General features: G+C 65.6%; 30 protein-coding genes, 2 tRNA genes and 1 rRNA gene. 25 read left to right on the top strand and 8 right to left on the bottom strand.

Going from position 1 to position 25,766, the window contains the following annotated elements; translation table 11 throughout:
* The 7 genes from IE158_RS08175 to IE158_RS08145 form a co-directional block, all read left to right on the top strand.
* Positions 1-59, top strand: a 16S ribosomal RNA gene (locus IE158_RS08175); the annotation flags it as partial.
* 159 nt (positions 60-218) lie between these two features.
* Complete coding sequence (locus IE158_RS08170) at positions 219-479, top strand: acyl-CoA-binding protein (RefSeq protein WP_189643165.1); 261 nt, start codon at positions 219-221, stop codon at positions 477-479.
* An 87-nt stretch (positions 480-566) separates the two neighbouring features.
* Positions 567-1,355: an ImmA/IrrE family metallo-endopeptidase gene (locus tag IE158_RS08165; protein WP_189643174.1), complete on the top strand. Its 789-nt coding sequence runs from the start codon at positions 567-569 to the stop codon at positions 1,353-1,355.
* 24 nt (positions 1,356-1,379) lie between these two features.
* Positions 1,380-2,285: a dihydropteroate synthase gene (gene folP / locus IE158_RS08160; protein WP_229839003.1), complete on the top strand. Its 906-nt coding sequence runs from the start codon at positions 1,380-1,382 to the stop codon at positions 2,283-2,285.
* Entirely contained in the window at positions 2,282-2,650 is a 369-nt protein-coding gene (folB, locus tag IE158_RS08155; RefSeq protein ID WP_189643163.1) for a dihydroneopterin aldolase, read from the top strand. Before folP ends, folB begins: the two co-directional genes overlap by 4 nt.
* Positions 2,647-3,144 carry a 2-amino-4-hydroxy-6-hydroxymethyldihydropteridine diphosphokinase gene (folK, locus tag IE158_RS08150; RefSeq protein WP_189643162.1) on the top strand — a complete coding sequence of 166 codons (498 nt, stop codon included), beginning with the start codon at positions 2,647-2,649 and terminating at the stop codon, positions 3,142-3,144. The genes folB and folK overlap by 4 nt, the downstream gene beginning before the upstream one ends.
* Positions 3,145-3,171: 27 nt before the next feature.
* Complete coding sequence (locus IE158_RS08145) at positions 3,172-3,639, top strand: hypothetical protein (protein WP_189643161.1); 468 nt, start codon at positions 3,172-3,174, stop codon at positions 3,637-3,639.
* Between the two features lie 78 nt (positions 3,640-3,717).
* On the opposite strand, the gene IE158_RS08140 is transcribed toward IE158_RS08145, so the two are convergent.
* Positions 3,718-4,047, bottom strand: coding sequence for a hypothetical protein (locus IE158_RS08140; protein WP_189643160.1), 330 nt, complete (start codon positions 4,045-4,047; stop codon positions 3,718-3,720).
* Here IE158_RS08140 and IE158_RS08135 point away from each other — a divergent pair.
* On the top strand, positions 4,046-4,348 hold the full coding sequence (locus tag IE158_RS08135; RefSeq protein WP_189643159.1) for a hypothetical protein: 303 nt from the start codon (positions 4,046-4,048) through the stop codon (positions 4,346-4,348). The two genes, IE158_RS08140 and IE158_RS08135, sit on opposite strands and share 2 nt — an antisense overlap.
* 132 nt (positions 4,349-4,480) lie before the next feature.
* On the opposite strand, the gene pnp is transcribed toward IE158_RS08135, so the two are convergent.
* Entirely contained in the window at positions 4,481-6,865 is a 2,385-nt protein-coding gene (pnp, locus tag IE158_RS08130) for a polyribonucleotide nucleotidyltransferase (RefSeq protein ID WP_189643158.1), read from the bottom strand.
* A gap of 41 nt (positions 6,866-6,906) precedes the next feature.
* Here pnp and IE158_RS08125 point away from each other — a divergent pair, with 41 nt between their 5' ends.
* Positions 6,907-7,770 (top strand): isoprenyl transferase, encoded by an 864-nt coding sequence (locus IE158_RS08125; protein WP_189643157.1) that lies wholly within the window; start codon positions 6,907-6,909, stop codon positions 7,768-7,770.
* A 252-nt stretch (positions 7,771-8,022) separates the two neighbouring features.
* On the opposite strand, the gene IE158_RS08120 is transcribed toward IE158_RS08125, so the two are convergent.
* Positions 8,023-8,493, bottom strand: a complete 471-nt coding sequence (locus IE158_RS08120; RefSeq protein ID WP_189643156.1) for an EVE domain-containing protein — start codon at positions 8,491-8,493, stop codon at positions 8,023-8,025.
* Positions 8,494-8,549: 56 nt separating this feature from the next.
* Between IE158_RS08120 and IE158_RS08115 the strand changes: the two genes are divergently transcribed.
* Genes IE158_RS08115 through IE158_RS08100 form a run of 4 tightly spaced genes read left to right on the top strand, consistent with a single transcriptional unit; the run spans position 8,550 to position 12,474 of the window.
* Positions 8,550-10,601 (top strand): molybdopterin oxidoreductase family protein, encoded by a 2,052-nt coding sequence (locus IE158_RS08115; protein ID WP_189643155.1) that lies wholly within the window; start codon positions 8,550-8,552, stop codon positions 10,599-10,601.
* A 28-nt stretch (positions 10,602-10,629) separates the two neighbouring features.
* On the top strand, positions 10,630-11,106 hold the full coding sequence (locus IE158_RS08110) for a GNAT family N-acetyltransferase (protein ID WP_268248068.1): 477 nt from the start codon (positions 10,630-10,632) through the stop codon (positions 11,104-11,106).
* Positions 11,107-11,110: 4 nt separating this feature from the next.
* The gene (locus IE158_RS08105; protein WP_189643153.1) at positions 11,111-11,647 is read left to right on the top strand and encodes an NUDIX hydrolase; all 537 of its coding nucleotides are present in this window, start codon (positions 11,111-11,113) and stop codon (positions 11,645-11,647) included.
* Positions 11,626-12,474: a serine hydrolase gene (locus tag IE158_RS08100; RefSeq protein ID WP_373295833.1), complete on the top strand. Its 849-nt coding sequence runs from the start codon at positions 11,626-11,628 to the stop codon at positions 12,472-12,474. The genes IE158_RS08105 and IE158_RS08100 overlap by 22 nt, the downstream gene beginning before the upstream one ends.
* A 49-nt stretch (positions 12,475-12,523) precedes the next feature.
* Here the strand turns inward: IE158_RS08100 and IE158_RS08095 are convergent, their stop codons facing one another.
* Entirely contained in the window at positions 12,524-13,594 is a 1,071-nt protein-coding gene (locus IE158_RS08095) for a M42 family metallopeptidase (RefSeq protein ID WP_189643152.1), read from the bottom strand.
* 41 nt (positions 13,595-13,635) lie between these two features.
* On the opposite strand from IE158_RS08095, the gene apaG reads away from it, so the two are divergent.
* The 3 genes from apaG to IE158_RS08080 all read left to right on the top strand — a co-directional run bounded on the left by apaG (position 13,636) and on the right by IE158_RS08080 (position 15,555).
* Complete coding sequence (apaG, locus tag IE158_RS08090; RefSeq protein WP_189643151.1) at positions 13,636-14,043, top strand: Co2+/Mg2+ efflux facilitator ApaG/CorD; 408 nt, start codon at positions 13,636-13,638, stop codon at positions 14,041-14,043.
* An 84-nt stretch (positions 14,044-14,127) separates the two neighbouring features.
* Positions 14,128-14,754: a single-stranded DNA-binding protein gene (locus IE158_RS08085; RefSeq protein ID WP_229839002.1), complete on the top strand. Its 627-nt coding sequence runs from the start codon at positions 14,128-14,130 to the stop codon at positions 14,752-14,754.
* A 6-nt stretch (positions 14,755-14,760) separates the two neighbouring features.
* Positions 14,761-15,555 (top strand): metallophosphoesterase, encoded by a 795-nt coding sequence (locus IE158_RS08080; protein ID WP_189643150.1) that lies wholly within the window; start codon positions 14,761-14,763, stop codon positions 15,553-15,555.
* A 62-nt stretch (positions 15,556-15,617) separates the two neighbouring features.
* Here the strand turns inward: IE158_RS08080 and IE158_RS08075 are convergent, their stop codons facing one another.
* Positions 15,618-16,337 (bottom strand): metal-dependent transcriptional regulator, encoded by a 720-nt coding sequence (locus IE158_RS08075; protein ID WP_189643149.1) that lies wholly within the window; start codon positions 16,335-16,337, stop codon positions 15,618-15,620.
* Positions 16,338-16,409: 72 nt separating this feature from the next.
* Here IE158_RS08075 and IE158_RS08070 point away from each other — a divergent pair, with 72 nt between their 5' ends.
* From IE158_RS08070 to purK, 6 genes are all read left to right on the top strand, one after another.
* Complete coding sequence (locus IE158_RS08070; protein WP_189643148.1) at positions 16,410-17,600, top strand: glutamate ligase domain-containing protein; 1,191 nt, start codon at positions 16,410-16,412, stop codon at positions 17,598-17,600.
* Between the two features lie 220 nt (positions 17,601-17,820).
* Positions 17,821-17,895: transfer RNA gene (locus tag IE158_RS08065), tRNA-Gln, on the top strand.
* A gap of 25 nt (positions 17,896-17,920) precedes the next feature.
* A tRNA-Gln gene (locus IE158_RS08060) sits at positions 17,921-17,995 on the top strand.
* 88 nt (positions 17,996-18,083) lie between these two features.
* Positions 18,084-19,193 carry a M20/M25/M40 family metallo-hydrolase gene (locus IE158_RS08055; protein ID WP_189643147.1) on the top strand — a complete coding sequence of 370 codons (1,110 nt, stop codon included), beginning with the start codon at positions 18,084-18,086 and terminating at the stop codon, positions 19,191-19,193.
* A gap of 89 nt (positions 19,194-19,282) precedes the next feature.
* Entirely contained in the window at positions 19,283-19,813 is a 531-nt protein-coding gene (gene purE, locus IE158_RS08050) for a 5-(carboxyamino)imidazole ribonucleotide mutase (RefSeq protein WP_189643146.1), read from the top strand.
* The gene (gene purK / locus IE158_RS08045) at positions 19,810-20,937 is read left to right on the top strand and encodes a 5-(carboxyamino)imidazole ribonucleotide synthase (protein WP_189643145.1); all 1,128 of its coding nucleotides are present in this window, start codon (positions 19,810-19,812) and stop codon (positions 20,935-20,937) included. Before purE ends, purK begins: the two co-directional genes overlap by 4 nt.
* A 20-nt stretch (positions 20,938-20,957) precedes the next feature.
* On the opposite strand, the gene IE158_RS08040 is transcribed toward purK, so the two are convergent.
* Positions 20,958-21,836, bottom strand: a complete 879-nt coding sequence (locus IE158_RS08040) for a PH domain-containing protein (protein WP_229839001.1) — start codon at positions 21,834-21,836, stop codon at positions 20,958-20,960.
* Between the two features lie 127 nt (positions 21,837-21,963).
* On the opposite strand from IE158_RS08040, the gene IE158_RS08035 reads away from it, so the two are divergent.
* Together IE158_RS08035 and IE158_RS08030 are read left to right on the top strand one after the other, a co-directional pair.
* Positions 21,964-23,439: an alanine/glycine:cation symporter family protein gene (locus IE158_RS08035; RefSeq protein WP_229839000.1), complete on the top strand. Its 1,476-nt coding sequence runs from the start codon at positions 21,964-21,966 to the stop codon at positions 23,437-23,439.
* A 148-nt stretch (positions 23,440-23,587) separates the two neighbouring features.
* The gene (locus tag IE158_RS08030; RefSeq protein ID WP_189643144.1) at positions 23,588-24,136 is read left to right on the top strand and encodes a GNAT family N-acetyltransferase; all 549 of its coding nucleotides are present in this window, start codon (positions 23,588-23,590) and stop codon (positions 24,134-24,136) included.
* Here IE158_RS08030 and IE158_RS08025 read toward each other — a convergent pair.
* Both IE158_RS08025 and IE158_RS08020 read right to left on the bottom strand, forming a co-directional pair.
* Complete coding sequence (locus IE158_RS08025) at positions 24,072-24,611, bottom strand: hypothetical protein (RefSeq protein ID WP_189643143.1); 540 nt, start codon at positions 24,609-24,611, stop codon at positions 24,072-24,074. The genes IE158_RS08030 and IE158_RS08025 overlap by 65 nt on opposite strands.
* Before the next feature lie 68 nt (positions 24,612-24,679).
* A complete protein-coding gene (locus tag IE158_RS08020; RefSeq protein ID WP_189643142.1) occupies positions 24,680-25,372 on the bottom strand; it encodes a hypothetical protein in 693 nt (230 codons plus the stop codon).
* A 128-nt stretch (positions 25,373-25,500) separates the two neighbouring features.
* Between IE158_RS08020 and xseB the strand changes: the two genes are divergently transcribed.
* Positions 25,501-25,740 (top strand): exodeoxyribonuclease VII small subunit, encoded by a 240-nt coding sequence (gene xseB / locus IE158_RS08015; protein WP_189643141.1) that lies wholly within the window; start codon positions 25,501-25,503, stop codon positions 25,738-25,740.
* Positions 25,741-25,766 lie beyond the last annotated feature (26 nt).

Raw genomic sequence — 25,766 nt, 5'->3', positions numbered from 1 at the left:
CTGGGGTGAAGTCGTAACAAGGTAGGTGTACCGGAAGGTGCGCCTGGATCACCTCCTTTCTATAGCGCTCCGCACTATATCTTCTGTTCAGCATCTGCTTCTCTAAGCCCCTAGGCCTCGTGCCTGGGGGCTTTTCTTGTTGTTTCCCTGCCCAATGTCCAGGCTTCCCCATATGGGCCTTTTGGGGTTAAGACCCCAGCGTACGCTAAACTGGAAACATGGCCAGTGAATTTGAACAAGCCCAGCAGGACGTGAATACGCTGAGCAAGAAACCGGGCAATGACACTTTGCTCAAATTGTACGGGTTATACAAGCAGGCCACCGAAGGCGACGTGTCTGGAGAGCGTCCTGGCGGGTTCGATTTCCGGGGCGGCGCAAAGTACGATGCCTGGGAAGCTCAACAAGGCAAGAATCAGGAACAGGCGGAGCAGGACTACATTGACCTGGTCCGGGACCTGATGCGTCAGGACCAGGGTTAAGGTTGACTGCCGGACGTGGACAGTTCACCTGCCCAACTCACAGGCCTACCTGTGCCGACTCCGGCTTTTCAAGAGTTGAAGGCCAGAATGCAGGGCTTGGCGGCGGACTATGCAGCGTCTTTGCCTGCCCAGGACATGGGCAGTATGATTCTGGGACTAGAAGGCATTTTGCCGCAGGTGCCGCAAGTGACGGCAGTTCCGCTGGGTGACCGGGATGGCGCTTATGATCCAGAGCATCATCTGATTCTGATTGATAGTGCTGCGAGCCCCCAGCGTCAACGCTTTACTCTGGCGCATGAAATCAGTCACGCCTTGCTGCTCAATGACGACGACCTCCTTAGTGACGTGCATGATCTGTTTGAGGGTGACCGTCTAGAGCAGGCCATAGAGACGCTGTGTAACGTAGGTGCAGCGGCCATGCTGATGCCGCCCGCGCTGGTGCGTGAGCTACTCGGGCGCTTTGGGCCTACGGGCAGGGCACTGAGCGAGCTGGCGCGGCGGGCCGATGTCAGCGCTTCAGCAGCTCTGTATACCCTGGCTGCAGAGACGGATGCGGCGGTGCTGTACGCCGTCTGCGGTGCTGGCCGTGGAGCGGGTGAAGCGCTTCAGGTCCGGGTGAGTGCGGCTTCGCCAGCCTTCCCCTATAGCCTGTCGCCCGGCACCGCTATCCCGGCTGGTCACCCTGTGCAGGAGGCCAAGGCCAGCGGCTTGCCAGTAGAAGCCCCTAGTTATCTGCCCTTCCGCTCTGGTCGCCGGATGCCGGCGTATGTGACGGCTTATCCTGCTGGGGGCCTGGTCACCGTGGCTTTTGCACTGGGCCAAGCTCAGCTGGAGCGTCTGGGAACGCTGCCCTCCCAGGCGTCTGCCGACAGCTAACCCTTAGCCGTTATGCTGTCGGGCATGACTCTAGCCTGGCCGACCCGTGTGCACCGTTTGCGGTTTCGCCGCTCCCTGCCCCCCCTTCCCGGCGCGGTAGAAGAGAGAGGCAGCTGGGAGCTGCGCTGGACCGGATGTGCGGTGATGGGCATCCTCAACGTGACGCCCGATTCTTTTAGTGATGGGGGGCGGCATGCTGATGTAGCGGCTGCTGTGGCCCAAGCCGAGAGCCTGCGCCGCGCTGGAGCGCTGATGATAGATGTGGGCGGGGAAAGTACGCGGCCCGGTTCTCATGGGGTCAGTGCCGCCGAAGAACTGGACCGGGTGCGGCCTGTGGTGGCCGCGTTGGCAGAGCGCGGCTTCCTGATCAGTGTGGATACCCTGAAAGCTGAAGTGGCCGCCGAGGCTCTGCGGGCGGGTGCACACCTGATCAACGATGTTTCGGGCCTGCGCGATCCCCAGATGGTGCAGGTGTGTGCAGAGGCTGGCGCGCCTGTGTGCCTGATGCATATGCAAGGTGAGCCGCGCACCATGCAGCGCAGCCCTCACTATACGGACGTGGTGGAGGAGGTCCACAGTTACCTGCGCCGTGAGGCAGAGCGGGTCCAGGTGGCTGGGGTGCCGGACGCGCTGTTGGACCCTGGCCTGGGCTTTGGCAAGTCGCTGGAGCATAATCTCAGCCTGCTGCGGGCGGTGCCTGACCTGGCCGCTTCGCCCTGGCCGGTGCTGATTGGGGCCAGCCGCAAGGGCATGATCGGGCAATTGTCGGACGAAGACGACCCAGCGCAGCGCGATCCCGGTTCGCTGGCCTTGCACCTGCATGCCGCCCGGTCAGGCGCGGCGATGGTGCGTGTGCATGCGGTGGCCGAGCACGGCCAGGCGCTGAAGGTGCAAGCCGGACTTGACCGCGTGCCTGGAGGTGCTGGATGAACAGCCGCGTGGTATTGCAGGGCCTGGAGTTTTTCGGGCGGCATGGTGTGTTTGCTGCCGAGACTGAATTGGGAGCGCGCTTCGTGGTGGACGCCGAGCTGCACTATCCATTTGCGGACCTAAACGATGACTTGAGCGGGGCCGTGAACTACGCCGAAGCTTACTCGTTGATTGCGCGGCTGGTGACGGAGGAACGCTTTGACCTGATCGAGACGCTGGCCGCCCGCATTGCCCGCGACCTGCTGGCCGCCCACGCACGCTTAGAGCGGGTCACGGTCCGGGTTCACAAACCAGGAGCGCCGGTGGCTGGGATTTTCCGCGATATTTATGCCGAATTGACGCTTGACCGGGACTCTACCCCATGACCCTTGCTTATATCGCGTTGGGGGCCAATTTGGGCAAACCACTCTTGGCGCTGAGGGCCGCTGTGGCTGGCCTGGCAGACTTGGGAGAGGTGTGCAGGGTGAGCCGCCTTTACCGCACCGCCCCGGTGGGCGGGCCGCCGGGACAGCCCGACTATTTGAATGCGGTTGCTGTGCTGAACACCACCCTTTCGCCCCTGGCGCTGCTGGACAGCTTGCAGGCACTGGAAGCCCAGGCTGGGCGGACCCGGACTGTCCGCTGGGAAGCCCGCACCCTGGACCTGGACCTGCTGCTGTACGGTCAAGAGGTCCTGGCATCGGATCGCCTGACGGTACCGCACCCGCTGGCCTGGGAACGGGGCTTTGTGCTGGCTCCCTTGGCGGATGTGGCTCCGGAGTTGACTCACCCAGTCACTGGAGAGACTGTGCTGGCCGCGCTCAAGCGGACCGCTGGGCTGGACCATCCCGCCTTGGAGCAAGCAGGCTGGGACTGCTGACCGCCTACGCGCTATTGTGGAAACGATATGAACGAACACACGACCAAATCCAGCCCGGGGGGATCGGGGCGCATGGCGCTCTGGATCGTGCTGGCTCTGGCCCTGGCGGCGCTGGCCTACCTGACCCTGGGGCTGGCAATTCCCAACAACCCGCTGTACTCGGACCGTGACTCCAATGGCATCAGCAAGTACCAGTTCTTGGAGCATTGCCAGGAGCAGATCGCACAAGCACCGGAGATGGGCGAGATTCGCAGCGCTCTGGTGGCCCAGAACATGCTGGGTGAGGACGACAGCCTCCGCAGCGAAATGCTGCTGGACTCGGAAGAACTGGTAGACAGCATCAGCGTCTCTACTGAGCCGGGACAAAGCTGGACCCTGGGCGCACCCGTGCGGATGCGTTCCCAGCTGACGGGCAAGCCACTGCTTCAGGTGTACTCGCAGTGTCACTATGACCGGGAAGCCGGGCATACCGTGGTGACTTTGCAGCCGATGTAAGCAGCGCAGGGAAGGGGGAATACTCCACCCAGCCGTCCGGCTCTCCTGCGGGGGAGCCCACTTGGTTGATGTGCCTGTTTATGCGCCTGAGGTTCTAGCGGCTTGCCAGTCGTTCCACAGGCGCTGCGCCAGGGTCCGTACCGGGCCGTTGCCAGCCGTGCGGGCGTAGCTGACCCCCCAGCGCAGATGCTGTTCGCTGCGCCCCCTCTGCCCGTCCAGCTGAGTCAGCAGGTGCAGCCGCAGGTGGACTTGAGCGAGCAGCGTGTCACGCGGCGCACTGGGCTGCAGGCGCAGCAACCCGCTCAGTGCCCGGTCCAGCTGTGACCTGGCCCGGCCCGTCTGCCCGGCGGCGAGGGCCTGCTCCGCGCTTTGTACGGCGTCCGCAGCGGCGCTCAGAGACGGTTTCATGGTGTCCAGTGTACCCCGCTATGCTGGGCAGCATGGATACGGTGATATGGACAGCGGAATAGACGGAGTGACCTGGGGCTGGTTGGGGGCGGGGTTGCTCGTATTGGCAGGCTATGGCTGGGGCCGGCAGGTGTCGCGTCATGGCGTGACCGGTATTTGGCTGGCGGCCATGTTGGCGCTGACCCTGGCCGGGCTGTATCTGGTCGGGGCAGCGGCCCTGGCTGGCCGCGACCTGCCCGCTGTGGTGGGGTTGGTCGGTGCTGTGGCTGCCTCGCTGCTGTCGGTCTATACCCCTGATTGATGCAGGTCTGACCCACGCAGTGCTGCCGGGCCTCCTCCGCACTCAGAAAATCAGGACCGTGAAAATCAGAACCGTCAGGCTTTCCTAGGGCGGAAGCCTGACGGTCTGTCCATAACGCTAGGTCAGGATGGATCAGCTTTCGCTGCTGGGATGCTTGCTGTCTGCGCCAAAGGTCAGGCGGCTAAGTTCTGTCTCCGCTGAAACAGCAGGCTGTGGTGCTTGGGCCGCGTCCCGCAGAGCGGCTTCGGCTGCTGAGCTGCTGCCCCACTCGCCACGCGGGCGCTCGCTGGCTGCACCTTGTGCCTGACCTGTAGGGCGCTCACCCTGGGGACGGTCACTGCGTTCACGGCGGGGACCACGCTCGCCCCGTCCGCCGTCACGCCCACCGCGCTCACGCGGGGCGCGGGGTTCACGGGGAGGCACCTTGCCTTCCAGCTCCGGGCGAATCAGGTCAATTTTGCCCCGGTCATCAATGTTCACGATCTTGACGCGCACTTTGTCGCCCATCAGCATGGCTTCCTCGACCATTTCGATGCGCGCTTCGCTCATCTGCGAGATGTGTAACATGCCGTCTTGTCCAGGGAACAGGTTGATAAAGGCCCCGAACGGCGCGATTTTGACCACGGTGCCCTCGAACTCGTCGCCCACCTTGGGCTGGTAGGTGACGGCGATGATGCGCTCCTGCACCGCCTGGGCCGCCGCGCCGCTGGCGCTGAAAATCCGCACCAGGCCGTCTTCCTCGATGGTCACTTGCGCGCCCATCGCTTCGAGTTCACGCACCTGCTTGCCGCCGGGGCCGATCACTTTGCCAATCAGTTCCGGGTCAATCCGCATGGAGATGATGCGCGGCGCAGTCGGTGACAGCTCGGCGCGGGGGGCGGGCAACACTTCGGCCATCTTGGCCAGGATGTGCAGCCGGGCTTCTTTGGCCTGCGTGAGTGCCTCGCGCATGATCGCCGGCGTGATGCCTCCGATCTTGATGTCCATCTGGAGCGCCGTGACGCCCTCGGCGGTGCCGCAGACCTTGAAGTCCATATCGCCCAGTGCGTCTTCCAGGCCCAGGATGTCAGTCAGGATGCGGTAGCGGCCCTCTTCCATCACCAGGCCCATTGCTACGCCAGCCACGGGGGCCTTGATGGGCACGCCCGCGTCCATCAGCGAGAGCGCCCCGCTGCACACGGTTGCCATTGAGCTGGAGCCGTTGGATTCCAACACTTCGCCCACCACGCGGATGACATACGGGAACTCTTCAAAGGAGGGCAGCACAGCGCTGAGTGCGCGCTTGGCGAGGTTGCCGTGGCCCACTTCGCGGCGAGACTGCGCGCCCATGCGCTTGACTTCGCCGGTGGAGTAGGGCGGGAAGTTGTAATGCAGCAAGAATTTATCGCCGGTGGCTTCGGTGAGGTCGTCAATCAGGATTTCGTCGCGCTCGGTGCCCAGCGTGGTCACGCCCAGCACTTGCGTTTCGCCGCGGGTAAAGATGGCGCTGCCGTGGGCACAGGGCAGGGGCCGTGTCTCGATCCAGATGGGCCGCACGGTGCGAGTATCGCGGCCATCGGCCCGCAGGTCTTCTTCCAGAATCAGGCGGCGCAGCTCCTGCTTCTCTACCTTGGAAAAAGCGGCCTTGAGTTCTTCAATGCGGGCGGCGGCACCGTCCACTTCGCCTTCGGGGATGCGGTCCGCAATCAGGCGGTCACGCAGGGCCTTCAGGTTGGTGCTGCGGTCCTGCTTACGCATGGTCAGCAGGGCGTCGCGCAGACCACCGGCGCGGGCAGCTTCGGCCAGCTCCGGCACCAGGTCGGGGGCCAGTTCGCCGTCGGCGAGGTAGTTGAACTTCTCCTGGCCCAACTCGGCGCGCATGGTTTCGATCAGGTCAATCACACCCTGCATCTCGGCGTGCGCGAACTCGATGGCGTCCACCAGTTCGTCTTCGGCCACGATCTGCGCGCCGGCTTCGACCATCATCACAGCGTCGCGGGTGCCAGCCACGACCAGGTCCAGGTCCGAGGTGGTCAGCTGCGCGCTCGTCGGGTTGATAACGAACTCGCCGTTGACCCGGCCTACCCGCACGCAGGCGGTGGGGCCGTTCCAGGGAATATCGGAGATGCTCAGCGCGGCGGCAGCACCGATAGGTCCCAGCACGTCGGGGGCATTTTGCTGGTCGGCGCTCAGCACCGTGATGATGACCTGGGTTTCGTGCCGGTAGCCCTTAGGAAACAGCGGGCGAATCTGCCGGTCTGTGATGCGCGCACTCAGGATGGCCCGCTCTCCGGGGCGGCCTTCGCGGCGCTGAAAGGAGCCAGGGATTTTGCCTACGGCGTAGTGTTTCTCTTCAAATTCCACCGTGAGTGGCAGGAAATCCAGGGTGCTTTTTTCCTGCCGGGCCTGGGCGGTGACCAGCAGCAGGGTGTCGCCGTAGCGCAGCGTGACCGAGCCGCTCGCCAGCTTGGCCAGCCGTCCCGTTTCGAGGGTCAGTTCACGGCCGCCCAGCACCGTCTTGTAAGTCTTTCCTAACATTCCCGCAGTGTAGCCCGCAGGGCGCTGCTAAACTGCGGAACGTGACTCCGAATGACCCCGCTGCCGCACAGAGCTCCAAGACGCAGGTGGCGGCCCGCTGGCTGAGGACCGGCCAACAGGTCAAGGACTCGGTGCGCGGCGCTCTGCTGAGCGGCTATGAGGCGCGCCTGGCCGCGCAGGTACGGGCGCACGGCGCAGTGCCGCAGCACCTGGGCCTGATTCTGGACGGCAACCGCCGCTTTGCCAAGGCTGCCGGGTTGCAGCGTGAGATGGGCCATTCCATCGGTGCGGACAAGGCCCACGAAGTGCTGGAATGGTGCCTGGAGCTGGGCATTCCTGCCGTCACCATCTGGGTGCTCAGCACCGACAATGCAGGCCGCGACCCGGATGAGCTGGGGCATATCCTGGGCTTGCTGCGCCGGGAAGCCACGCAATTGGCTGTTGACCCGCGTATTCACGGGAACCGGGTCAAGGTGCAAGTGATTGGACAGCACGACTCGTTCCCGCCCGATGTGCTGCGTGCACTGAAGAATCTCGAAGAGAGCACCGCTCACCATGACGGCATGCGGCTGAATATCGCGGTGGGCTACGGCGGGCGCGAGGAGATTGTGAACGCGGTGAAGTGCCACTTGCGTGAGCAGGCCGCAGATGGCAAGACAGTAGACGAGGTGGCCGCCAGTCTGCACTCTGCTGATATCAGCCGTCACCTGTACACGGCGGGCATTCCCGACCCGGACTTCATCATCCGCACCAGCGGCGAGGTGCGGCTCTCAGGCTTCATGCTGTGGCAGAGCGTGTACTCCGAGTACTACTTCTGCGACGTGTACTGGCCGGGCTTCCGGCGGGTAGATTTCCTGCGGGCGCTGCGCGACTTCCAGGGCCGCAGCCGCCGCTTTGGTCGTTAGAGCGCCGTCTGCCGTCCCCAGCAAAAAACCCACCGCGGCGGGTGGGTCAGCTTCAGGCCAGCAGTCGGCCAGGGGTATTGGTTATTCCGCTGAGTTGCAGGTGGGCTCGGCGCCCGTGAAAGGGCGGAGAGCCGCGACCACCAAAAATGCCACGGTAAGCAGACCAACAAGCAGAAATTCCATCCCGAACATTATGACTCTCTAAAGATGATGATTCTGTGAAGGTTGCTTCACTGTGACACTGGAAGCCGGTCAATCAACGGACTGCGCGGGCTGGCCCGCCCGCAGTGCCGCTCGGAACTCTGCCTCGCTGACCGGCATCACGCTCAGGCGGTTGCCCCGGCGCACCAGCGGCGACTCGGCCCACTCCGGCAGGGCGCGCAGGTCGTCCAGGGTCACGGGCAGGGCGAAAGCAGCCACCGGCTCCACGTCCACCATGCTCCAGCGGGGGGCCTCGGTGCTGGAGCGGGGGTCGTAATAGTCGCTGGCGGCGACAAATTGCAGGTCGTCGGGATACGGTTCGCTCACGACCCGCAGCACCCCGGCAATGTGCGGCGGCTGGGTGTTGGAGTGGTAGAACAGGCCCAGGTCGCCGGGACACATCTGCCGCAGGAAATTGCGCGCCTGATAATTGCGGATGCCATTCCAGGGTTCACGGCCTGCCGCTTGTAGGTCCGCGAAACTGAAGACATCGGGTTCGGATTTCAGCAGCCAGTAGGCCATAGTTCCAGTGTAATAAAGCCCAGGTGCAAAGCGCCCCAGTCGCTAGAATCCTTGCTATGACCCGTGACGCGCTGCTGACCTGCCCGCTTGACTGCCCGGATGCCTGCCGGCTCAAGGTGACGTTCGCGCCGGATGAGGCGGGGCGCGAGCGGCTGGTCAAAGTGACCGGCGACCCGCAGCACCCCTACACGCGCGGCTTTGCCTGCGCCAAAACGGTGCACTACCCGGCGCGGCAAAACCACCCGCAGCGCCCGCTCACGCCGCTAAAGCGTCTGAATCCCAAGAGTGACCCTCAGCCGCAGTGGCAGGCCGTGAGCTGGGACGAGGCACTGGATGAGATTGCAGGGCAGCTGCGCGGCATCATCGCAGAGCGGGGGGCGCAGGCCATCTTGCCCTACCACTACGCGGGCACGATGGGCCTGATGGAAGGCAGCCATGTGCATACGCTGTGGCGGGCGCTGGGCACAGCCGAAATTGAGGAAACCATCTGCGCTTCGGCGGGCAGCGCGGCCTGGGCGCTGGGCTACGGCCCCCGGATGGTGCCCGACCCGCTGGATGTGCCGGAGGCCCGCCTCATCGTGCTGTGGGGCATCAACAGCCTGAGTACCCACACCCACCTGACCCCGCAGCTCACGGCGGCCCGCAAGAACGGTGCCCGCATCGTGTGCGTGGACCCCTACCGCAACCGCACCGCTGCTTTTGCCGATACCCACTATCAGCTGAAGCCCGGCACCGACGCGGCGCTGGCGCTGGGCATCATGCACGGGCTGTTTGTGAACGGCTGGACCGACGAAGCGTACATCGCTGGGATGACCGAAGGCGTAGAGGAACTGCGGACTGAGGCGCGGGAGTGGGACGCGGCCCGCACCGCTGCCGTCACCGGCCTGAGCGAAGCCGAAGTGCTGGAACTGACCCGCCTGATCGGCACGACTCGGCCCACTTATATCCGGGTGGGCTACGGCATGACCCGCCACGAGTTCGGCGGCGCAGGCCTGCGGGCGGTCTCGCTGCTGCCCGCGCTGACCGGCGACTGGCTCTACCAAGGCGGGGGCGCGGCGCTGAGCAGCGGCGGAGCTTTTGCCCTCAACAAACGGCGGCTCGGCGGGGCACACCTGCTGCGAGAGGGCGTGCGCACCATCAATATGAACTGCCTGGCAGACGCTCTGGCACCGGGCCAGCCTCCAGAAGAGAGTTTTGCGGCCACGGTGATTTACAACTGCAACCCGGCCACCGTGGCCCCCGATTCGGACCGGGTGCGCTCCGGGCTGATGCGGGACGACCTGCTGGTGGTGGTGCTGGAGCAGGCCATGACCGAGACGGCGCACTTGGCCGACTGGGTGCTGCCCGCTGCCACCTTTGTAGAGCATGAGGACGTATTCACCAGTTACGGGCACCACTGGATCGGCTACAACCGCGCTGAGCTGCCCCCGCTGGGCGAGGCCCGGCCCAACACCTGGGTGATGCAGGAACTGGGCCGCCGCCTGGGCGTGAGTGCGCCGGAGCTGTACTGGACGGTAGACGACTTGCTGACCGAGCTGCTGGACTCGGACCATCCGCACTTGGCGGGCATTACCCCGGAGCGGTTGAAGGCCGAGGGCACGCTACGTCTGAATCTGCCGGAGCAGTGGCTGCCTTACGCCGAGGGTGCGCCCACAGACACGGGCCGGGTCAAGTTTACGCCGGTGCCGCTTCAGCAAGAACCGCAGGCCCGCCTGACCCCCGACTATCCGCTGCGCCTGCTGACACCGCCCGCGCACCACTTCCTGAACTCTACCTACGGCCTGCTGGACCGCCTCAACCGCGCTGAAGGCACCGAGCCGCATGTGATGGTTCACCCGGCGGACGCGGCAGCTTACGCCCTGACCGACGGCGAGTACGCCCGCCTGAGCAGCGAACAGGGCGAGGTGCAGCGCCGGGTACGCGTGACTGACACGGCCCAGCCTGGCGTGGCGGTCATTGAGGGCATCTGGTGGGGCAGCGAGGCCCCCGACGGCAAGAGCATCAATTCCCTGACCGCGCAGACGCTGACCGACCTAGGAGGCGGCAGCACCTTTCACAACACGCGCATCCGGATAGAGCCACTGACACAGATTCAGTCTGCCGACTGACCGCTGCTCTCAACCAGGAGATACTCCCATGCCTGTCACCCTGCGCCCCATGACTACTGAGGAATTCGCCGCCTACGCTGAAGCGGGCGCCCGCGAGTACGCCACCGAGAACGTGCGGGCGGGGCGCTGGCCGGCGGAGGGTGCAGACGAACGCGCCGCCGCCGAGTACGCTCAGCTGCTACCGCGAGGCCCTCAGACACCGGGTCACTCTGTCAACACTATTCTGGATGGGGCGGGGCAGCGTGCTGGGGTGCTGTGGTACGCCGAGCGCGAAGGCGAGTGGTTCATCTACGACTTTTCTATTTCCCCGCAAGTTCAGGGGCAGGGCTATGGCCGTGAGGCGCTGGCCGCCCTTCAGGCCCTGGCTCAGGCGCAGGGTGTGGGGCACATCGGGCTGCATGTGTTCGGTCACAACGGGCGCGCCCGCGAGCTGTACCGCCGGGCTGGTTTTCAGGAAGTCAGCGTGCTAATGCGGCTGGACGTGGCGGAGCCTCCCCTAAACTAGAACGATGTTCCCCACAAAAGACGGCTCAGAAATAGAGTGGCTGGATGAGGTTGATGGGCAGGACCAGGTGGTGGGCCGCGTGGAGCGCCAGGACCACTGGAATGCGCCGCAGCCGGGCCGCTTTGTGCGGGTGGTCAATGCCTTCGTGGTGAATTCAGCCGGGGAGCTGTGGATTCCGCGCCGCACCCTGACCAAGCGGGTGTTTCCTGGCTGCCTAGACATGAGTGTGGGCGGCCATGTGGACGCGGGCGAGAGCTATGAAGCTGCCTTTTGCCGCGAGACGCAGGAGGAGCTGAACTGGAATCTGGACGGGCTGGACTGGCGCGAGGTGGCCTATTTTTCGCCGCTGAAGACTTCACTCAGCTGCTTTATGCGGGTGTATGTGATTCGCAGTGATGTGGCCCCGCCCTACAACCCTGCCGACTTTAGCGGAGCCGAGTGGCTGACCCCCGCCGAGCTGCTGGCCCGGATAGATGCGGGCGACCCGGCCAAAGGAGACCTGCGTGAGCTGGTCCGCCTGTGCGCGGAGCGGCTGCGATGAATGCCAAGGGGTTTGGGCAGCGGCTGCGGGCCAGTGGCTTTGGCGGCACGGTGGGCCTGCTGATTCAGGATGAAGCAGGCCGGGACCTGTGCAGCCTGAACGCGGACGGGGTATTTCCGGCGGCCAGCCTCATCAAGCTGCCGCTGCTGGTGCTGGGCTTGCGGGCCGCGCAGCGCGCAGACCCGGCCTTGACCGAGCGCCTGCCCCTCCCTGCCGCCGAGCGTGTCCCCGGGGCCGGAGTCCTGCACGAGCTGGACGCTGGCCTGGCGCTGACCTGGCGCGACCTGCTCACGCTGATGATCGTGGTGAGCGACAACACCGCCACCAACCTGGTGATAGAGCGCTTGGGCTTGGAAGAGGTGCAGGCGGCGCTGCCCGGCCTGGGCCTGACCCACACCCGCTTGGTGGGCAAGTTGCAGCAACCCCCGGAGCGGCAAAACGCCGCCCAGCGGCGCGGTGAGCGCAACCAGACCACGCCCCGCGACGTGCTGCGGCTCTTCCAGGGACTACGGCGCGGCGAGTATCTGGACCCGGCGCACACGGCCCTTGCACTGGACATCTTGGGCCGCCAGCAGCTGCGCGACCTGATAGGGCGGCGGGTGCCGTGCGGCCCGGACGGTGAACCGCTGTACCGGGTGCTGAGCAAGAGCGGCGAGCTGCAAGGCGTCCACCACGACGCCGGCTGGCTGCTAACCCCGCGCCCGCTGGCGGTGGCCTGCCTCAGCATGGACGGTGAAGACCCCCGCGAGCATCCCGAAAACCGTGATGTCCTGCGGTTGGCAGACGCGCTGTGGCCGCTGCTGGCAGGGCTGGGCGGAGCAGACTAGAAAAAAAGCCCGGCGTACCAACGCACCGGGCCTCCTTTGCTGGCGCAGCTCAGCGCTGGTAGTCGCTGCCTTCTTCCAGGCCCTCGACCCAGGCGGCCAGCAGGTCAATCACGGCCTGAAGGTCGCGGGCGTCAATCATTTCGCTGGGCGAGTGCATGTAGCGGTTGGGAATGCTCAGCACGGCGCTGGGTACGCCTTCCCGGCTGAGGGTCAGAGCGTCGCCGTCGGTGAAGGTGTAGCGGCCAGTGGCGCTCAGGGTGTAGGGAATGCCTTTTTTGCCTGCGGCGTCCATCAGCTGACGGTTCACCACCGGGCTGCTCATCGGGCCAACCGCCAGGCTGGCACCGGAGCCGAAGGGGCTCAGGCCGTACTTCTTGGGTTCCACGCCAATCTGGGTGGTTTCGTGGGTCACGTCCACCGCCACGCCAGCCACCGGGCGGGTCTTGAAGGCGCTGATGATGGCCCCAAACGTACCGATTTCTTCCTGGCTGTTGCCGATGGCAATCACGCGGTGTTTCAGCTGGCGGCCACCTTCATGCACCTGGCGCAGCGCTTCGAGCACGGCGAACGAGCCAGCGCGGTTGTCCAGTGCCCGCGCCACGATGCGCTCACCCACCACCAGCGGACCCTGCTCAATCACACCGTAGGTGCCCACCGGCACGGCGGCGCGGGTGTCGTCAGCATCTAGGCCGATATCAATCCACAGATCTTCAAGCTTGCTGGCTTTTTCACGGTCTTCGGGTGTCATCACGTGGATGGCCTTTTTGCCGATGACGCCCACGATGTCGCCGCCGGGGGCCATCAGGCGAATGCGCTGGCCCACCAACACCTGCGGGTCCCAGCCGCCGACGGGCAAGAAATAGATGAAGCCCTGGTCGCTGATATGCGACACGATCAGGCCGATTTCGTCCAGGTGGCCCATCAGTACCACGGCGGGCGCGTCCTCGGGGCCGATTTCGGCATACACGTTGCCGTAGTGGTCCTCACTCACGCGGGCGAAAGTGGCGGCTTCTTTTTTCCAGACATCGGCGGCGCGGCGCTCGTACCCGCTGGGACCGGCAGCGCGCAGCAGCTCAAAGAGGAAGTCCTGACGTTTGATAACCGTTTCTTTAAGGGACATGCCCCCAGTCTAAGCCGCCCGCCCGTTAGGGTGGAAATCAAATGCCAACTGCCGCCGAATCATCCGCCTTCTCTCCGTTGCCGGTGCGGGTCAAAATCAGTGTCGAAGCCCATCATTTGCCGCAGTTCAGCCGCCCTGAGGCGCAGACGTTCGCTTATGTTGTGCGGCTGGACAACGAAGACGACCAGACCTGGAAGCTGCTGCGGCGCTTTTGGCTGGTCGTGGACGCGCAGGGCCAGCGCACCGAAGTCGAAGGAGAAGGCGTGGTGGGGCAGCAACCCCTGCTGACCCCCGGCACCGTGTTTGTCTACGATTCGTTCGTGACTGTATCGGGTGCGCCCGCGTGGATGTCCGGGTACTACACGCTGGAAAATGCCTGGGGCGAGCAGCGGCAGGTGGCCATTCCAGAGTTTCAACTGGTGACCGGCAGCGTGCGCCTGATGAACTGAAGGCCTGTGTTCGGCCCGCTGAGAGCCTGAACTACAGCCTAAATTGCCCTTCTCACGCGGGGCAAATACTCTAGACTGCCGCACATGAATCAGGAACGCCGGGTCAGGCTGGATGGGGTCAGAGAAGCGCTGCGGGTCAGCATGACAGATTGGGCCACCCTGGAAGTGCGTGACGATCAGGCGCGGGTGGTGCCCGCCCCACAGCTGGCGCTGCTGGTGGGCCAGCTGGACCAGGCCGATCCCGACTGGTCGCTGCACTGGGCCTGCGACAGCATGCAGCCTCCGGTGGTGCGGGCGCGGCTGTGTGCCGCTGGCCTGGAACGGGAGGGCCTCGCCAGCGGCTATACCCTGGAAGACGCCAAGCTGGCCGCCCTGGCCGACGCTGCCCGGCTGTACGGTGTCGCGTCGCTGGGCGAAGGAGAAGTGCACTGGGTGGACTATGACCCCGACGAGGGCGCGGACACCACCCTGCTCGAAACTGGAGCAGAAGGGGCGGCGCTGACTCCTCGCCCCAGCCTGCCGCCGGAGCCGCCACGCGACCCCCAGATGGAAAAGGCCCGTGGGCACATTGACGACCTGATCGCGCAGATTCGCGCCGCTGGACGTGGCAAGGAAATCGCGCCGGTGCTGATGCGCGGCTATGGCAACACCCTGGAAGAAAGTCGGCAAATCTACAAGGAGTTGCAGGCGGTCCTGCGGGACGCCGAGTAAAGCGTCATGACGGACCCTTCGCCCAGAGCTTCCTCAGCGGGGCTACGCAAATTCATCGTGGTCGGTGATGTCCATGCCGACTTTGCCGGATTGTGGGGGGCGCTGCGCTCAGCTGGTTGCGTCACACCGGGCGGTCAGCCTACCCCCCCGGTTCGCAGCGGGCTGTATCAGGTGGTGCTGCTGGGTGACCTGGTTCACCCTAAAAGCCAGCGAGCCTACGACGAGCTGCTGGGTGCGCCCTATGACCGCCACAACCCAGAGCACCAAAGGCAGGTGGCCGAGCTGCAAATGGCGGGGCTGCGGGCTGTGCGCGACTATCAGGCGCAGGCACCGGGATCAGTACACATCATCCTGGGCAACCACGACGATGTGTTGGTACAGCCGCAGTTTGTGCTGGGTACGGGTGGGGGCCTGCGCCACACCGAGTTCGACCCACGTCACGGTGGCGTGGTGCTGCCCGCAGACCTGAGCGCCTGGGTGGGCACTTTCCTGCGCGAGTTGCGGGTGGGGCAGGTCCAGTTCGCCCACGTGGGGCCGCTGCCTGCCCACGCCTGCTACGACGAGTGGTTTTACAGTGACCCGTCAAGCAAGCGCTGGTTTCTGGATACGCCAGAGTATGTGGAGCTGGCTGGGTTGGCCTTCGGGGTGTACGGGCACACCCAGATGGAGCGGGGCATCGCAGTGCATGAAGGCCACCGCTTCGCCCTGGCCGACGCGCTGCACCGCCGCGAATACCTGGAGTTGATGCTGGACCCTGGCCGCGAAGACCCGCTGCACAACTGGCGGGTGGTGCAGTTCTGACGGCGCAGTCCTGATGAGCCCCAAGGACGGCGGCCTCAACCCTTTGACCGTCGGGGCCGCGTCTACTCGGAAGCGGTGAGCTCGCCTGCCTCTTCGCCGTACACCTGAATCTGTCCTGCGACGGACTGTGGCAGTGTCAGCGGGGTCCAGACGGTACTCTGGCTGCCGGCTGGCGGCGCAATCAGGAGCCTGACAGCGCTGAGTTCGTGGTCATAACCAGACAGCTCCACCTCGGCTTCGGGGCGCAGGCCCGACTCCAGCAGTTGCCGCAGTTGCTCAGTCGGCTGGTCGGGCACCCGCGACACCCGCGCCCGCTCGCCTGCGGTTAGGGTGGTCAGGCTGCGCTCGGCCCGCAGTGGCAAGTCACCGCTGGGCGAGGGAATAGGGTCGCCGTGCGGGTCAAAGCTGGGTTCGCCCAGCCAGGCGGCCATGCGGGCTTCGAGCCGCTCCGAGAGCGCATGCTCCAGGGCTTCGGCTTCCTCATGCACCTCTTCGAGTGGGACGCCCAGCGACCGGTACAAGAACAGTTCCAGCAGGCGGTGATGGCGCAGCACCTTGAGGGCTGCCTGCTCACCTTCCGGGGTCAGCTGCGCTCCCCGGTAGGGGGCGTGGACCACCAGGCCCTGCTCGGTCAGTTTGTGCAGCATGCCAGTCACACTGGCGGGGGCAACGGCCAGTGCCAGCGCCAGTGCCTGGGTGGAGACCCGTCCTTGCTGCCCCAGCAGATACAGCTGCTTGAGGTAATCCTCGGTGGCAGGGGAGAGTGCAGCAGTCCGGCCCATGCGTCCAGCATGAAGGGCTTGGGCGCCGCCGGTCAAGCGCAGCCCGTCGCTGCTGGGCGCTAGCCTGTCAAGATGACTCAAGGCCCTGACCCTGACTACGACTGGCTGTTTTCCCGGACCCGCGCCGCCGGTCAGGTCCGCAGTGCGGGTCCGGCCCGCGCCCTGCTGGACCGTTTGGGCGCTCCCGACACGCAGTTCCGCAGCCTGCGGGTGGTGGGCACCAACGGCAAAGGCAGCACCTGCGCCATGCTGGAAGCGGGGCTGTTGGCCGCTGGGGTGCGGGCCGGGCGCTTTACCAGTCCGCACCTGCACCACTTCGAGGAGCGGATTCGTCTTCTGGGCGAAGAATTGGACCCTGCCCGCACACGCGACTTTGTGCGCTGGGCGCAGCAGGAGGCACCTGACGCCGCCTTTTTTGACCTGGCGCTGGCGCTGGCGGCGCAGACTTTCGCGCAGAGTGGGGTCGAGCTGGCCGTGATGGAGGCAGGCGTTGGCGGGCAAAGCGACGCCACCCACGCGCTGGCGAACGTGGACGCCGTGCTGCTGACCAACGTGGGCCTGGACCATACCGCTGCTCTGGGCGGCACCGTGGCCGAGATTGCTACCGACAAGGCCCGCGCTGCCCGGCCTGGTGTGCCGCTGCTCACCACGGCCTCCGGCGAAGCGCTGGAAGTCGTGGCCGCTACCGCGCAGGAGTTGGGCGCTCCGCTGCATACGCCAGCCAGCCACCCAGAGCTGTTTGCGTTGCCCCGGCCCCCAGCGCTTCCCGGCGAGCATCAGCGGCAAAATGCGGCGCTGGCCCTGGCCGCTTTGCGTCTGCTCGGTTATGACGACGGCTTGGAAGCAGCGCTGGACGCTTCCTGGCCTGGGCGGCTGGAACGCATTGCCTGTCAGGGACGAACCGTGCTGCTGGACGGTGCCCACAACCCCGCTGCTGCTCAGGCCCTGGCGGCCAGCCTCAGCAGGGTGGATGTGCTGCTGTTTGGCAGCTTTGCCCGCAAAGACACAGCCCAGACGTTGGCTCCCCTGCTGCCGCTCGCCCCTCAGCGGGTCTTCACTGCACCGGGTGAAGCGGCCACCTCGCCACTTGACCTGGCTGCCGGGTGGGGCGGGGAAGGCTTTGCAGACCCGCAGCGTGCCCTGGAGCGTGCCCTGGCCCTGACTCCGCCGGGCGGCACCCTGTTGGTGGCAGGCAGTCTGTATCTGGTCGGTCTGGCACGGACCTGGGCGCTGGCCCGCTCGGGACCGCCTGCATCACCTTGACGAATACTGCATACCGCGCTAGAGTATTGAACATAACCGCTCGGAACCTTCTTGTAAGGCGAGCGGGTTTTTTATTGCAGGTCTACCCGTTTGATTGTGGGTCCGCCCGTGTAGATTGCTGTGCTGCCCGTGTGGTGGGTCTCTGCCCATGCTTGACGGGATAGGTGGACCCCGCTATACTTCTCCTCGCTCATCTTGAGCCTTCCCAGGTTGGTGCCATAGGGATATGGTGTAATTGGCAACACAGCAGATTCTGGTTCTGTTATTCAGGGTTCGAGTCCTTGTATCCCTGCCAGAGTCGCCCGCTGGGAAGAATCCATAGGGATATGGTGTAATTGGCAACACAGCAGATTTTGGTTCTGTTATTCAGGGTTCGAGTCCTTGTATCCCTGCCAAAGAGGCGAAGCTTAAGCGGCTTCGCCTTTTTTTCGTTGGGCCTGTGGCCAGGTTTGTTTTTGAGAAGCAGTGTTGTCTTATGGGGTCATGTTTCCTGACCCCGAAGCCCTGCGGCGCGACCTGCTCACCCTGGCGGAGATGGAGTCTCCGTCGTCGGACCCAGTGGCTGTGGCCCGCGTGCTGGACACGGTAGAAGGCTGGGCCTGTGACCTGGGTGCCGAGGTGCAGCTCCTTTCTGGAGGCACGCGGCGCTTTGCTTTTGGGGTGGATGGCACGCGCTCGCCCCTGCTGATCCTGGCTCACGCCGATACAGTCTGGCCGCACGGCACCCTGGCGGACATGCCGCTGCGGGTTGAAGGTGAGCGGCTATATGGCCCTGGCGTCTATGACATGAAAGCGGGCCTGGTCGGAGCCATTCATGCGCTGCGGGCGCTGGCCGGGCAGTGGCCCGCAGGCGGCATCGTGCTGCTGGTCACGCCCGACGAGGAAATCGGTAGTCCCTCCAGCCGCGCCCACATTGAGCATGAAGCGGGGGCCGCCCGCGCCGCCCTGGTGCCGGAGCCGCCGGTTGGCGCAGCGGATACGGCCCACGCCCACGCCCTCAAGACAGGCCGCAAAGGGGTGATTGACGCGGCCCTGACCCTGACTGGGCAAGCGGCCCACGCGGGCAACGAGCCGGAGCGCGGTGCCAGTGCCATTGCCGCCGCTGCCGGGCTGATTCCCCAGATTGAGGCACTGGCCCGCCCGGAACTGGGTACTACCGTGCTGGTCACGCAGATTGCTGGGGGAACGGCCAGCAATGTGGTGCCTGCGGGCTGCCGCTTGGGGCTGGATGTGCGGGTGGCGCAGGCGGGGGAGGACGAGCGGGTCATGCGTGAGCTGGCCGCCCTGACCCCAGCCGACGGGCGGGTGCAGGCCGAGTGGGCGCTGACCCTGAACCGCCCGCCCTTTCCGCGCAGCCCAGAAACGCTGGCCCTGTTCGCGCGGGCCCAGGCCGCCGCGCAGGACCTGGGCTTCAAATTGAGTGAGACGGCGGTGGGGGGCGGCAGCGACGGCAATTTCACTGCGCCACTGTGCCCCACCCTGGACGGTCTGGGTGCGCCGGGCGACGGGGCACACGCGGCCCACGAGCATATCCGGCTGGACCTGTGGCCGGAGAGGGTGGCGCTGCTGGCAGAGTTGCTGCGGCGGGTGTAGCGGCGGCAGCTTTGTGGGGCACGGTGAGGCTGCTTGTCTGTCCGCCCTGGGGTGGCCTCTTCACCTGCTGACCTGCCATCATGGGCCTCATGACCGCACAGGCCTCTTCCCAAGCTCCCCGAGTCGGCGTCGTGATGGGCAGCCGCTCCGATTTTGAAACCATGCAGGGCGCGTTGGACCTGCTGGCGCAATTGGGCGTCCCCTATGAGGTTCGCGTGCTGTCGGCGCACCGGACACCGCACCTGTTGCCCAGCTACGCGGCGCGGGCCGAGCGGTTAGGGCTGGCCTGCATCATCGCCGGGGCGGGCGGCGCGGCGCACCTGCCGGGGATGCTGGCGGCCTTTACCCGCGTGCCGGTGCTGGGGGTGCCGGTGCAGAGCCGCTCTCTCAGTGGCCAGGACAGCCTGCTGAGCATCGTGCAGATGCCGGCGGGCGTGCCGGTGGCGACCTTTGCGATAGGGCAGGCGGGGGCCAAAAATGCGGCCCTGTTTGCGGCGGCCATGCTGGCGACGACAGATGAGGCGGTACGCTCGGCGCTGGACAGCTTCCGCCAGGCCCAAACCCAGACCGTGCTGGACGACCCTTACTTTGAGGGCCACCCGCAGGGGGGTGCCGAATGAAGTGGGAGGGCCAAGAACGCAGAACACTGTCGCTGGGCATTCTGGGCGGCGGGCAGCTGGCGCAGATGCTGGCGCTGGACGCCATCCCCCTGGGCGTGCGGGTGGTGGCGCTGGAGCCGGACCCGCAGGCGGGAGCGCGGCTGTGCGCCGAGCACCTTCAGGCCCCGTACACCGACCCGCAGGGATTGGCGCGGCTGGCCGAATGCGACGCCGTCACCCTGGAGTTCGAGAATGTGCCGGTAGAAGCGCTGGAATATCTGGAAGGGCGCGTGCCTGTGCGCCCCGGCGCGGGGCTGCTGGCGCACTCCAAGCACCGTGCCCGCGAGAAGGAAGCCCTGCGGGCCGCAGGTGCAGGCACCGCCGACTTTGCAGTGATTGAGTCAGAAAGTGACCTGGACGGTGCGCTGGCGCGTGTGGGCGGCCAGGGCATTCTCAAGACCTCCGAGCTGGGCTACGACGGCAAGGGCCAGCGCCGGGTGAGGAGCGAAGCCGAGCTGCGAGCTGCCTGGGATGACCTGGGCCGCGTGCCGTGTGTGCTCGAAGGGCTGGTGCCGTTCGTGCGTGAGGTGAGCCTGGGCGTGGCCCGCACAGCGCAGGGCGAACTGGCCTTCGGACCGCTGGTGGAAAATGTCCACCGCAGCGGCATCCTGCGGACTTCGGTGTACGCCGGCGCTGACCAGAAAGCCGCCGCCCAGGCCCGTGAGCTGGCCCGCCGGGTGGCTGAGGCCTGGGGCCTCGAAGGGCTGATGACATTGGAATTCTTTGAGCTGCCGAACGGCGAATTGCTGGTCAACGAAGTGGCCCCCCGTGTCCACAACTCCGGGCATCTGACCCAGGACGGCGGTGGCATCAGCCAGTTCGGGGCGCAGGTGCGGGCCGTGCTGGGCCTGCCGCTGAGCGACTGGAAGCCGCTGCACGCAGTAGCAATGGTGAACTGGGTCGGCGTGGAAGACGAAACCGCCCAGCCCGACTGGGACGCCATTGACGCCCTGCCCGGCACCCACATTCACCTCTACCACAAGGCGTGGCGGAGCGGGCGCAAGCTGGGCCATGTGAACCTGACCGCCCCCGACGCAGAAACGCTGCGGGCACGGCTGGAGCAGCTGGAAGCGCTGATTCCCTGAGTGGTGGGTGGGCGTAAGCCTTATCCTCCGTCTTTCGGCCTATGCCCGAACCACCCCGCCACCACCTCCGGGTCACTCGGGGTCAGGTAGTAGGTCTTGCCACCGTGGGTCAGCAGCAGCGCCTGCGGTGGCTTGGCGCTGGTGGCAGCGGCCTGCACACGGCCTGCGGACACTGCCGCGCCTGCAATGGAAAAGGTGCCAGTGTAATAGCCGGGTAGACCTGTGCCCAGCAGCCGCACGCCCAGTCCGTAGGAGGTCAGGCGGGCTTCTGTACTGGTGAGTGGCAGGCGGGTTTGGGAAGCTCCAGTGTGGATGACCAGCGCGCCACCGTCTGCGCCGCTGCGGTCCAGTTCGTAGCGAATGGGCTTACGTGGGGCCAGCAGCAGGGCCAGGATGGGAAGGATCAGCAGCGTGCTTCCGAGGGAAAGCAGGTCGTAGCCCGCCCGCCGCGCTGGGGCAAAAGTGGCGCTGTCCCCGCGCCTCCAGGTGGTCAGTAGCGTGTCCGGGTGGGCGGGCGTCAGCAGTGTGGGCCGGGGCTGGGTGGCGAACAGCAGCGCGTCTGCACCCTGGCTGCCGTCGCTGTACACGTTCAGCGTGCCGTATTCGCTGCCGAAGCGGCCCACCACGTACCCGTCGGCATTGCTGCCTACTAGCTTGCCCCTGAGCGTAACCGGCCCGCGCTGCACCGGCGTGTCCTGCTCTATTCGCACGGTAGACCCCAGCGAACGGGCCACAACCGTGCCCGCCTGCACCTCGTAGCGTGGCAGTCCGAGCAGCGGCGGCAACAACAGCAGCGTGGGCAAGGTGAGCAAGGCCATCACCATGAGCGGGAGCAGCCAGCGCCAGAGGCGGGGCGTGGGTTCACGCAGAGGGGCCAGAGGGTCAGGGAGCGCGGACATAACACTTCTACGCACCCGCTGGCACGCGGGTTTCTCTCTGGCCTGACCCTCGCAGCTGTCACTTTTCGTTCGCCTTGTTCGGACACGTATAGCGGCCCCCTAAACCGGATGCACTAAGCTACGCTCCGTGAATCTCCTGACTTTGTTTTCCCTGCTGGGAGTGACTGAAGCGCCCAAGCCGCTGTTTGACCAGTTTCTGGACCGGAGCAACGGTCTGCTGTGGGGCTCGGTCCTGATTTATCTGCTGGTGGGCGCAGGGCTGTACTTCACGGTGCGGACCGGCGCCGCGCAGCTGCGCTTGCTGGGCCATGCCTGGAAAGTGGTAATGGGCAGCCGGGATAGTGGCCCCACAATGGACGGTGGGCGCGGCGGCATCACTTCGTTTCAGGCTTTCGCTACGGGCCTGGCGAGCCGGGTCGGCACCGGCAACATCGCCGGGGTCGCCATCGCCATTTCGCTGGGTGGTCCAGGCGCGGTGTTCTGGATGTGGATGACCGCGCTGATCGGCATGAGCACGGCCCTGATTGAGGCCAGCTTGGCGCAGGCTTACAAGGTTCGGGATGAGGAACACGGTTTCCGGGGCGGCCCGGCCTACTACATCCGCCAGGGCCTGGGGCAAAGCTGGATGGGCAGCCTGTTTGCCATTTTCCTGATCATCGCCTTTGGGCTGGTGTTCAACGCCGTGCAGAGCAACTCTATCGTGGCTGCTGTGAGCAGCTACGGCTTCGGTGCCCTGCCGGTGGGACTGGTACTGGCGCTGCTGACGGCCCCGATCATCTTCGGGGGCATCAAGCGGGTATCAAAGGTGGCCGAGGTGGTCGTGCCGATCATGGCGGCGCTGTATCTGCTGATCGCTGTCTACGTGATCCTGACCAATCTGGGCGAGCTGCCGGGCATGTTCGCCAGCATCTTCCAGGGTGCTTTTGGGCTGCAAGCCGCGGCGGGCGGCGTGGCCGGCGGTATCGCGGCAGCGCTGCTCAACGGTGTCAAGCGCGGTCTCTTTAGCAACGAAGCTGGTATGGGCTCGGCCCCCAATGCGGCGGCGGCGGCCAGCGTCAATCACCCGGTGCAGCAGGGGCTGGTGCAGATGCTGGGCGTGTTTGTAGATACCATCATGGTCTGTACGGCGACAGCAGCCATCATTTTGCTCTCGGGCGTGAACCTGGGCGGCACCGAAACTGGCGTGCAGCTGACCCAGGCGGCCCTGACCGAGCATGTGGGAAGCTGGGGCAACGACTTCCTGGCCGTGGCGATTTTCCTGTTTGCGTTTACCAGCATCATCGGCAATTACGCCTACGCCGAGAGCAACGTGCAGTATCTGAGCCGCAACCGCACCTTGCTGCTGCTGTTCCGGCTGCTAGTGCTGGGGATGGTGGTGTTCGGTGCTGTGCGCGACGTGCCCACCGTATGGAACATGGCCGACCTCAGCATGGGCCTGATGGCGATCACCAACCTGGTCGCGTTGTTGCTGCTTAGCCCGGTGGCGCTCAGGCTGCTGCGGGACTATGACCGCCAGCGCCGCGCCGGAACTGCCGAGCCGGTATTTGACCGCCGCGCTGACCCCGTGCTGAACGACAGATTGCCAGCCGAAGTCTGGAAGTAACGGCGGCGAAAGCACCGATAACCACAGAACATCATGAACAACCACAGGTTCGGCCCTGTGGTTGTTTTTTGTCGCTGGTCACTGGATGAAGCAGGTGGGACTGCTGCCGCCTGAGCCTGATTCTCCCGAGTCCCACTACACTGCCCCCATGTCCTTTCTGTTTCAGGTGATACCTGTCACCCCTGCGACCCCTGACGGCGTGCCCCGGCTTCAGGCCATCGGGCGCGAAACATTTGTGCAGACCTTCGCCCAGAACAACGACCCGGACGAGCTGGCGCGCTACGTGGCCGAAGCTTTCGCAGCGGAGCAGGTACAGGCGGAACTGGCGAACCCTGACAGCTTCTTTTATCTGCTGACGGACGGGGCGGGCACGGACCTGGGCTATCTCAAGGTGAATCTGGCCCCGGCTTTCACGGAGGCGGTGGACCTGGAAAACGCTCTAGAGGTGCAGCGCATCTACCTGCTGCGGGCGGCCCAGGGCCAGGGCGCAGGCCGCCTGCTGATGGATCAGGCACTGGCCGCAGCGCGTGAACACGGGCTTTCACAGCTCTGGTTGGGTGTGTGGGAACACAACCTGGGTGCCCTGGAGTTCTACCGGCGCAGCGGATTTGTCCCGTTTGGGCGGCACACTTTCATGTTTGGGCAAGAGGCTCAGACCGATGTGCTGATGCGCCGCGACCTGGGGCCGCAGGAGTAAAGCACGGAGCGCCCTGGCCTCCCGGCACCTGCCACAGCAGGGCGCTCAGGCCGTGCTCGCCTTCCAGCCACCTGTGCCAGTGCGGCACGCTGCAGCGAATGGGCGGCGGCAAGCGGTACGCCGCCAGTTGCTGCTCCCGCCAGTCCTGCCCCAGCGTCTGCACCACCCAGGCTTCGTGCTCCAGCAGGTGAGGCCGAATGCGCTGTACCCCTTCGGCGGTGGGATAGGGGAGGCCGCCCAGCAAGAAGCGGTGGGGCCTGCGCTGATAGGCGAGCTGGCCCTGCGGCGTCTCCAGCCACAGACCCGACGAGTGCAGCGTCAGCCCGCCCAGCGTGTACAAGCTGCTGCCCGGCAGGCCGGAAGGACGTGTGCGCTCAAAGCCGCGCTGGGCCAGCAGCCCTGAGCGGGCATCCAGCCCCAGCAGCCAGAACTGGACTGGCAGCGGAGAAGGGGGCAAAACGGTAAAGCGTGCCATAAAAATAAATGATAAACGATTATCATCCATCGGTATTGGGGAAGTGAAGGGGGGCTGGTGGCTTGGCTTCAGGCGTCGTCCCAGTCCCAGTCGCGCCAATCGCTGGGTTTGGCCTCTCTGCCGGTGGGTTTGGTCGCTGAGGCGGCCTTGCTCTTGCCTGCTTCCTTGCCCTGATTCGCCTGCCGGTCAGGGTGGGGATACCACTCATACGTCGCCGACAGCGCCAGGTAAAGGCGGTAGAGCAGCGCGGCACGTAGGGCTTTTTCCTCGCCGCCCTTCAGGCCACCCAGCTCGCGGGCCAGCGCTTCTAGCGTGCGCTCCAGCTGCGGCAGGTACGGCTCGCGCGCCTTCTTGACCGCGCCCTTGCGAATCTCCAGCCGCTGCACGCGGGGCACGTAGCTCTCGGCGGCGCTGTGCAGCAGTTGCGCCCGCTCCCGCTCGCGGCGCTCACGCGCGGCCTGGCGCTTTTCGCGGGCGTCCTCGGCCCGGCTGCGGGCCATCAGAAAGTCCTCGTCGGCCTCGGCTGCTTCTACGCGGTCCTCGCGGTACAGCTTGACCGGTGGCAAGCGGCGGCGGCCCATTTTCAGGCCGTTGGGCCGCTCAGAGTCGTGTTCGCCCAGGTAGCGCTCAATCAGGCGCACTGTCCAGCCACGCTCCTTGAGGTCGTGTGTGGCGAGAAATCCGGCGGGCGTCTCTACTTTCTCGCGGGTGCGCCGGGGCTTGGCAGTGCTGTGCTTGGCGGGGCTGGAGCGGCGGGCCATGCCCCTAATCTAAACGCCTGCCTCCAAACGCCGCACACAGGGCACGACGCCTGACTTCTGGCCTGGCTCCGTGCGGAGACAGACGCAGTGGCAACGGGGTTCCGGGCCTAGCCTTTACACTGGGGCCTATGCCCAGAGCCAAAGCTGCCCAAGAGCCTTCCTACCGCGAAGCCTACGCGACCCTCAGCCGCATCGTGGGCGAGCTGGAAAGCGGCGAGACGGACCTGGACCGGGTGCTGCCGCTGCTCGAAGAAGCCTGCACCGCCTATGAGGTGTGCCAGGGCCGCATTGCCGCCGTGGCGCAGGCGGTGAGCAGCGCGGAGTGGCTGGAAGACAGCGCCGATGAAGCGGACGCTGAAGAAGAGTAGGTAACGCAGCCCGGCTTAGGCCGCGT

Origin of the sequence: Deinococcus piscis, from assembly GCF_014653275.1 — a bacterium.
GTDB lineage: Bacteria > Deinococcota > Deinococci > Deinococcales > Deinococcaceae > Deinococcus > Deinococcus piscis.
The sequence above is the reverse complement of the archived record's forward strand: the minus strand, read 5'-3'. Positions and strand labels throughout refer to the sequence as shown.

Coding starts and splice junctions, on each gene's coding strand:
- IE158_RS08170 (WP_189643165.1), top strand. CDS start 219: ATGGCCAGTGAATTTGAACAAGCCCAGCAGGACGTGAATACGCTGAGC.
- IE158_RS08165 (WP_189643174.1), top strand. CDS start 567: ATGCAGGGCTTGGCGGCGGACTATGCAGCGTCTTTGCCTGCCCAGGAC.
- folP (WP_229839003.1), top strand. CDS start 1,380: ATGACTCTAGCCTGGCCGACCCGTGTGCACCGTTTGCGGTTTCGCCGC.
- folB (WP_189643163.1), top strand. CDS start 2,282: ATGAACAGCCGCGTGGTATTGCAGGGCCTGGAGTTTTTCGGGCGGCAT.
- folK (WP_189643162.1), top strand. CDS start 2,647: ATGACCCTTGCTTATATCGCGTTGGGGGCCAATTTGGGCAAACCACTC.
- IE158_RS08145 (WP_189643161.1), top strand. CDS start 3,172: ATGAACGAACACACGACCAAATCCAGCCCGGGGGGATCGGGGCGCATG.
- IE158_RS08135 (WP_189643159.1), top strand. CDS start 4,046: ATGGTGTCCAGTGTACCCCGCTATGCTGGGCAGCATGGATACGGTGAT.
- IE158_RS08140 (WP_189643160.1), bottom strand. CDS start 4,047: ATGAAACCGTCTCTGAGCGCCGCTGCGGACGCCGTACAAAGCGCGGAG.
- pnp (WP_189643158.1), bottom strand. CDS start 6,865: ATGTTAGGAAAGACTTACAAGACGGTGCTGGGCGGCCGTGAACTGACC.
- IE158_RS08120 (WP_189643156.1), bottom strand. CDS start 8,493: ATGGCCTACTGGCTGCTGAAATCCGAACCCGATGTCTTCAGTTTCGCG.
- IE158_RS08115 (WP_189643155.1), top strand. CDS start 8,550: ATGACCCGTGACGCGCTGCTGACCTGCCCGCTTGACTGCCCGGATGCC.
- IE158_RS08110 (WP_268248068.1), top strand. CDS start 10,630: ATGCCTGTCACCCTGCGCCCCATGACTACTGAGGAATTCGCCGCCTAC.
- IE158_RS08105 (WP_189643153.1), top strand. CDS start 11,111: ATGTTCCCCACAAAAGACGGCTCAGAAATAGAGTGGCTGGATGAGGTT.
- IE158_RS08095 (WP_189643152.1), bottom strand. CDS start 13,594: ATGTCCCTTAAAGAAACGGTTATCAAACGTCAGGACTTCCTCTTTGAG.
- apaG (WP_189643151.1), top strand. CDS start 13,636: ATGCCAACTGCCGCCGAATCATCCGCCTTCTCTCCGTTGCCGGTGCGG.
- IE158_RS08085 (WP_229839002.1), top strand. CDS start 14,128: ATGAATCAGGAACGCCGGGTCAGGCTGGATGGGGTCAGAGAAGCGCTG.
- IE158_RS08080 (WP_189643150.1), top strand. CDS start 14,761: ATGACGGACCCTTCGCCCAGAGCTTCCTCAGCGGGGCTACGCAAATTC.
- IE158_RS08075 (WP_189643149.1), bottom strand. CDS start 16,337: ATGGGCCGGACTGCTGCACTCTCCCCTGCCACCGAGGATTACCTCAAG.
- IE158_RS08070 (WP_189643148.1), top strand. CDS start 16,410: ATGACTCAAGGCCCTGACCCTGACTACGACTGGCTGTTTTCCCGGACC.
- IE158_RS08055 (WP_189643147.1), top strand. CDS start 18,084: ATGTTTCCTGACCCCGAAGCCCTGCGGCGCGACCTGCTCACCCTGGCG.
- purE (WP_189643146.1), top strand. CDS start 19,283: ATGACCGCACAGGCCTCTTCCCAAGCTCCCCGAGTCGGCGTCGTGATG.
- purK (WP_189643145.1), top strand. CDS start 19,810: ATGAAGTGGGAGGGCCAAGAACGCAGAACACTGTCGCTGGGCATTCTG.
- IE158_RS08040 (WP_229839001.1), bottom strand. CDS start 21,836: ATGTCCGCGCTCCCTGACCCTCTGGCCCCTCTGCGTGAACCCACGCCC.
- IE158_RS08030 (WP_189643144.1), top strand. CDS start 23,588: ATGTCCTTTCTGTTTCAGGTGATACCTGTCACCCCTGCGACCCCTGAC.
- IE158_RS08025 (WP_189643143.1), bottom strand. CDS start 24,611: ATGGCACGCTTTACCGTTTTGCCCCCTTCTCCGCTGCCAGTCCAGTTC.
- IE158_RS08020 (WP_189643142.1), bottom strand. CDS start 25,372: ATGGCCCGCCGCTCCAGCCCCGCCAAGCACAGCACTGCCAAGCCCCGG.
- xseB (WP_189643141.1), top strand. CDS start 25,501: ATGCCCAGAGCCAAAGCTGCCCAAGAGCCTTCCTACCGCGAAGCCTAC.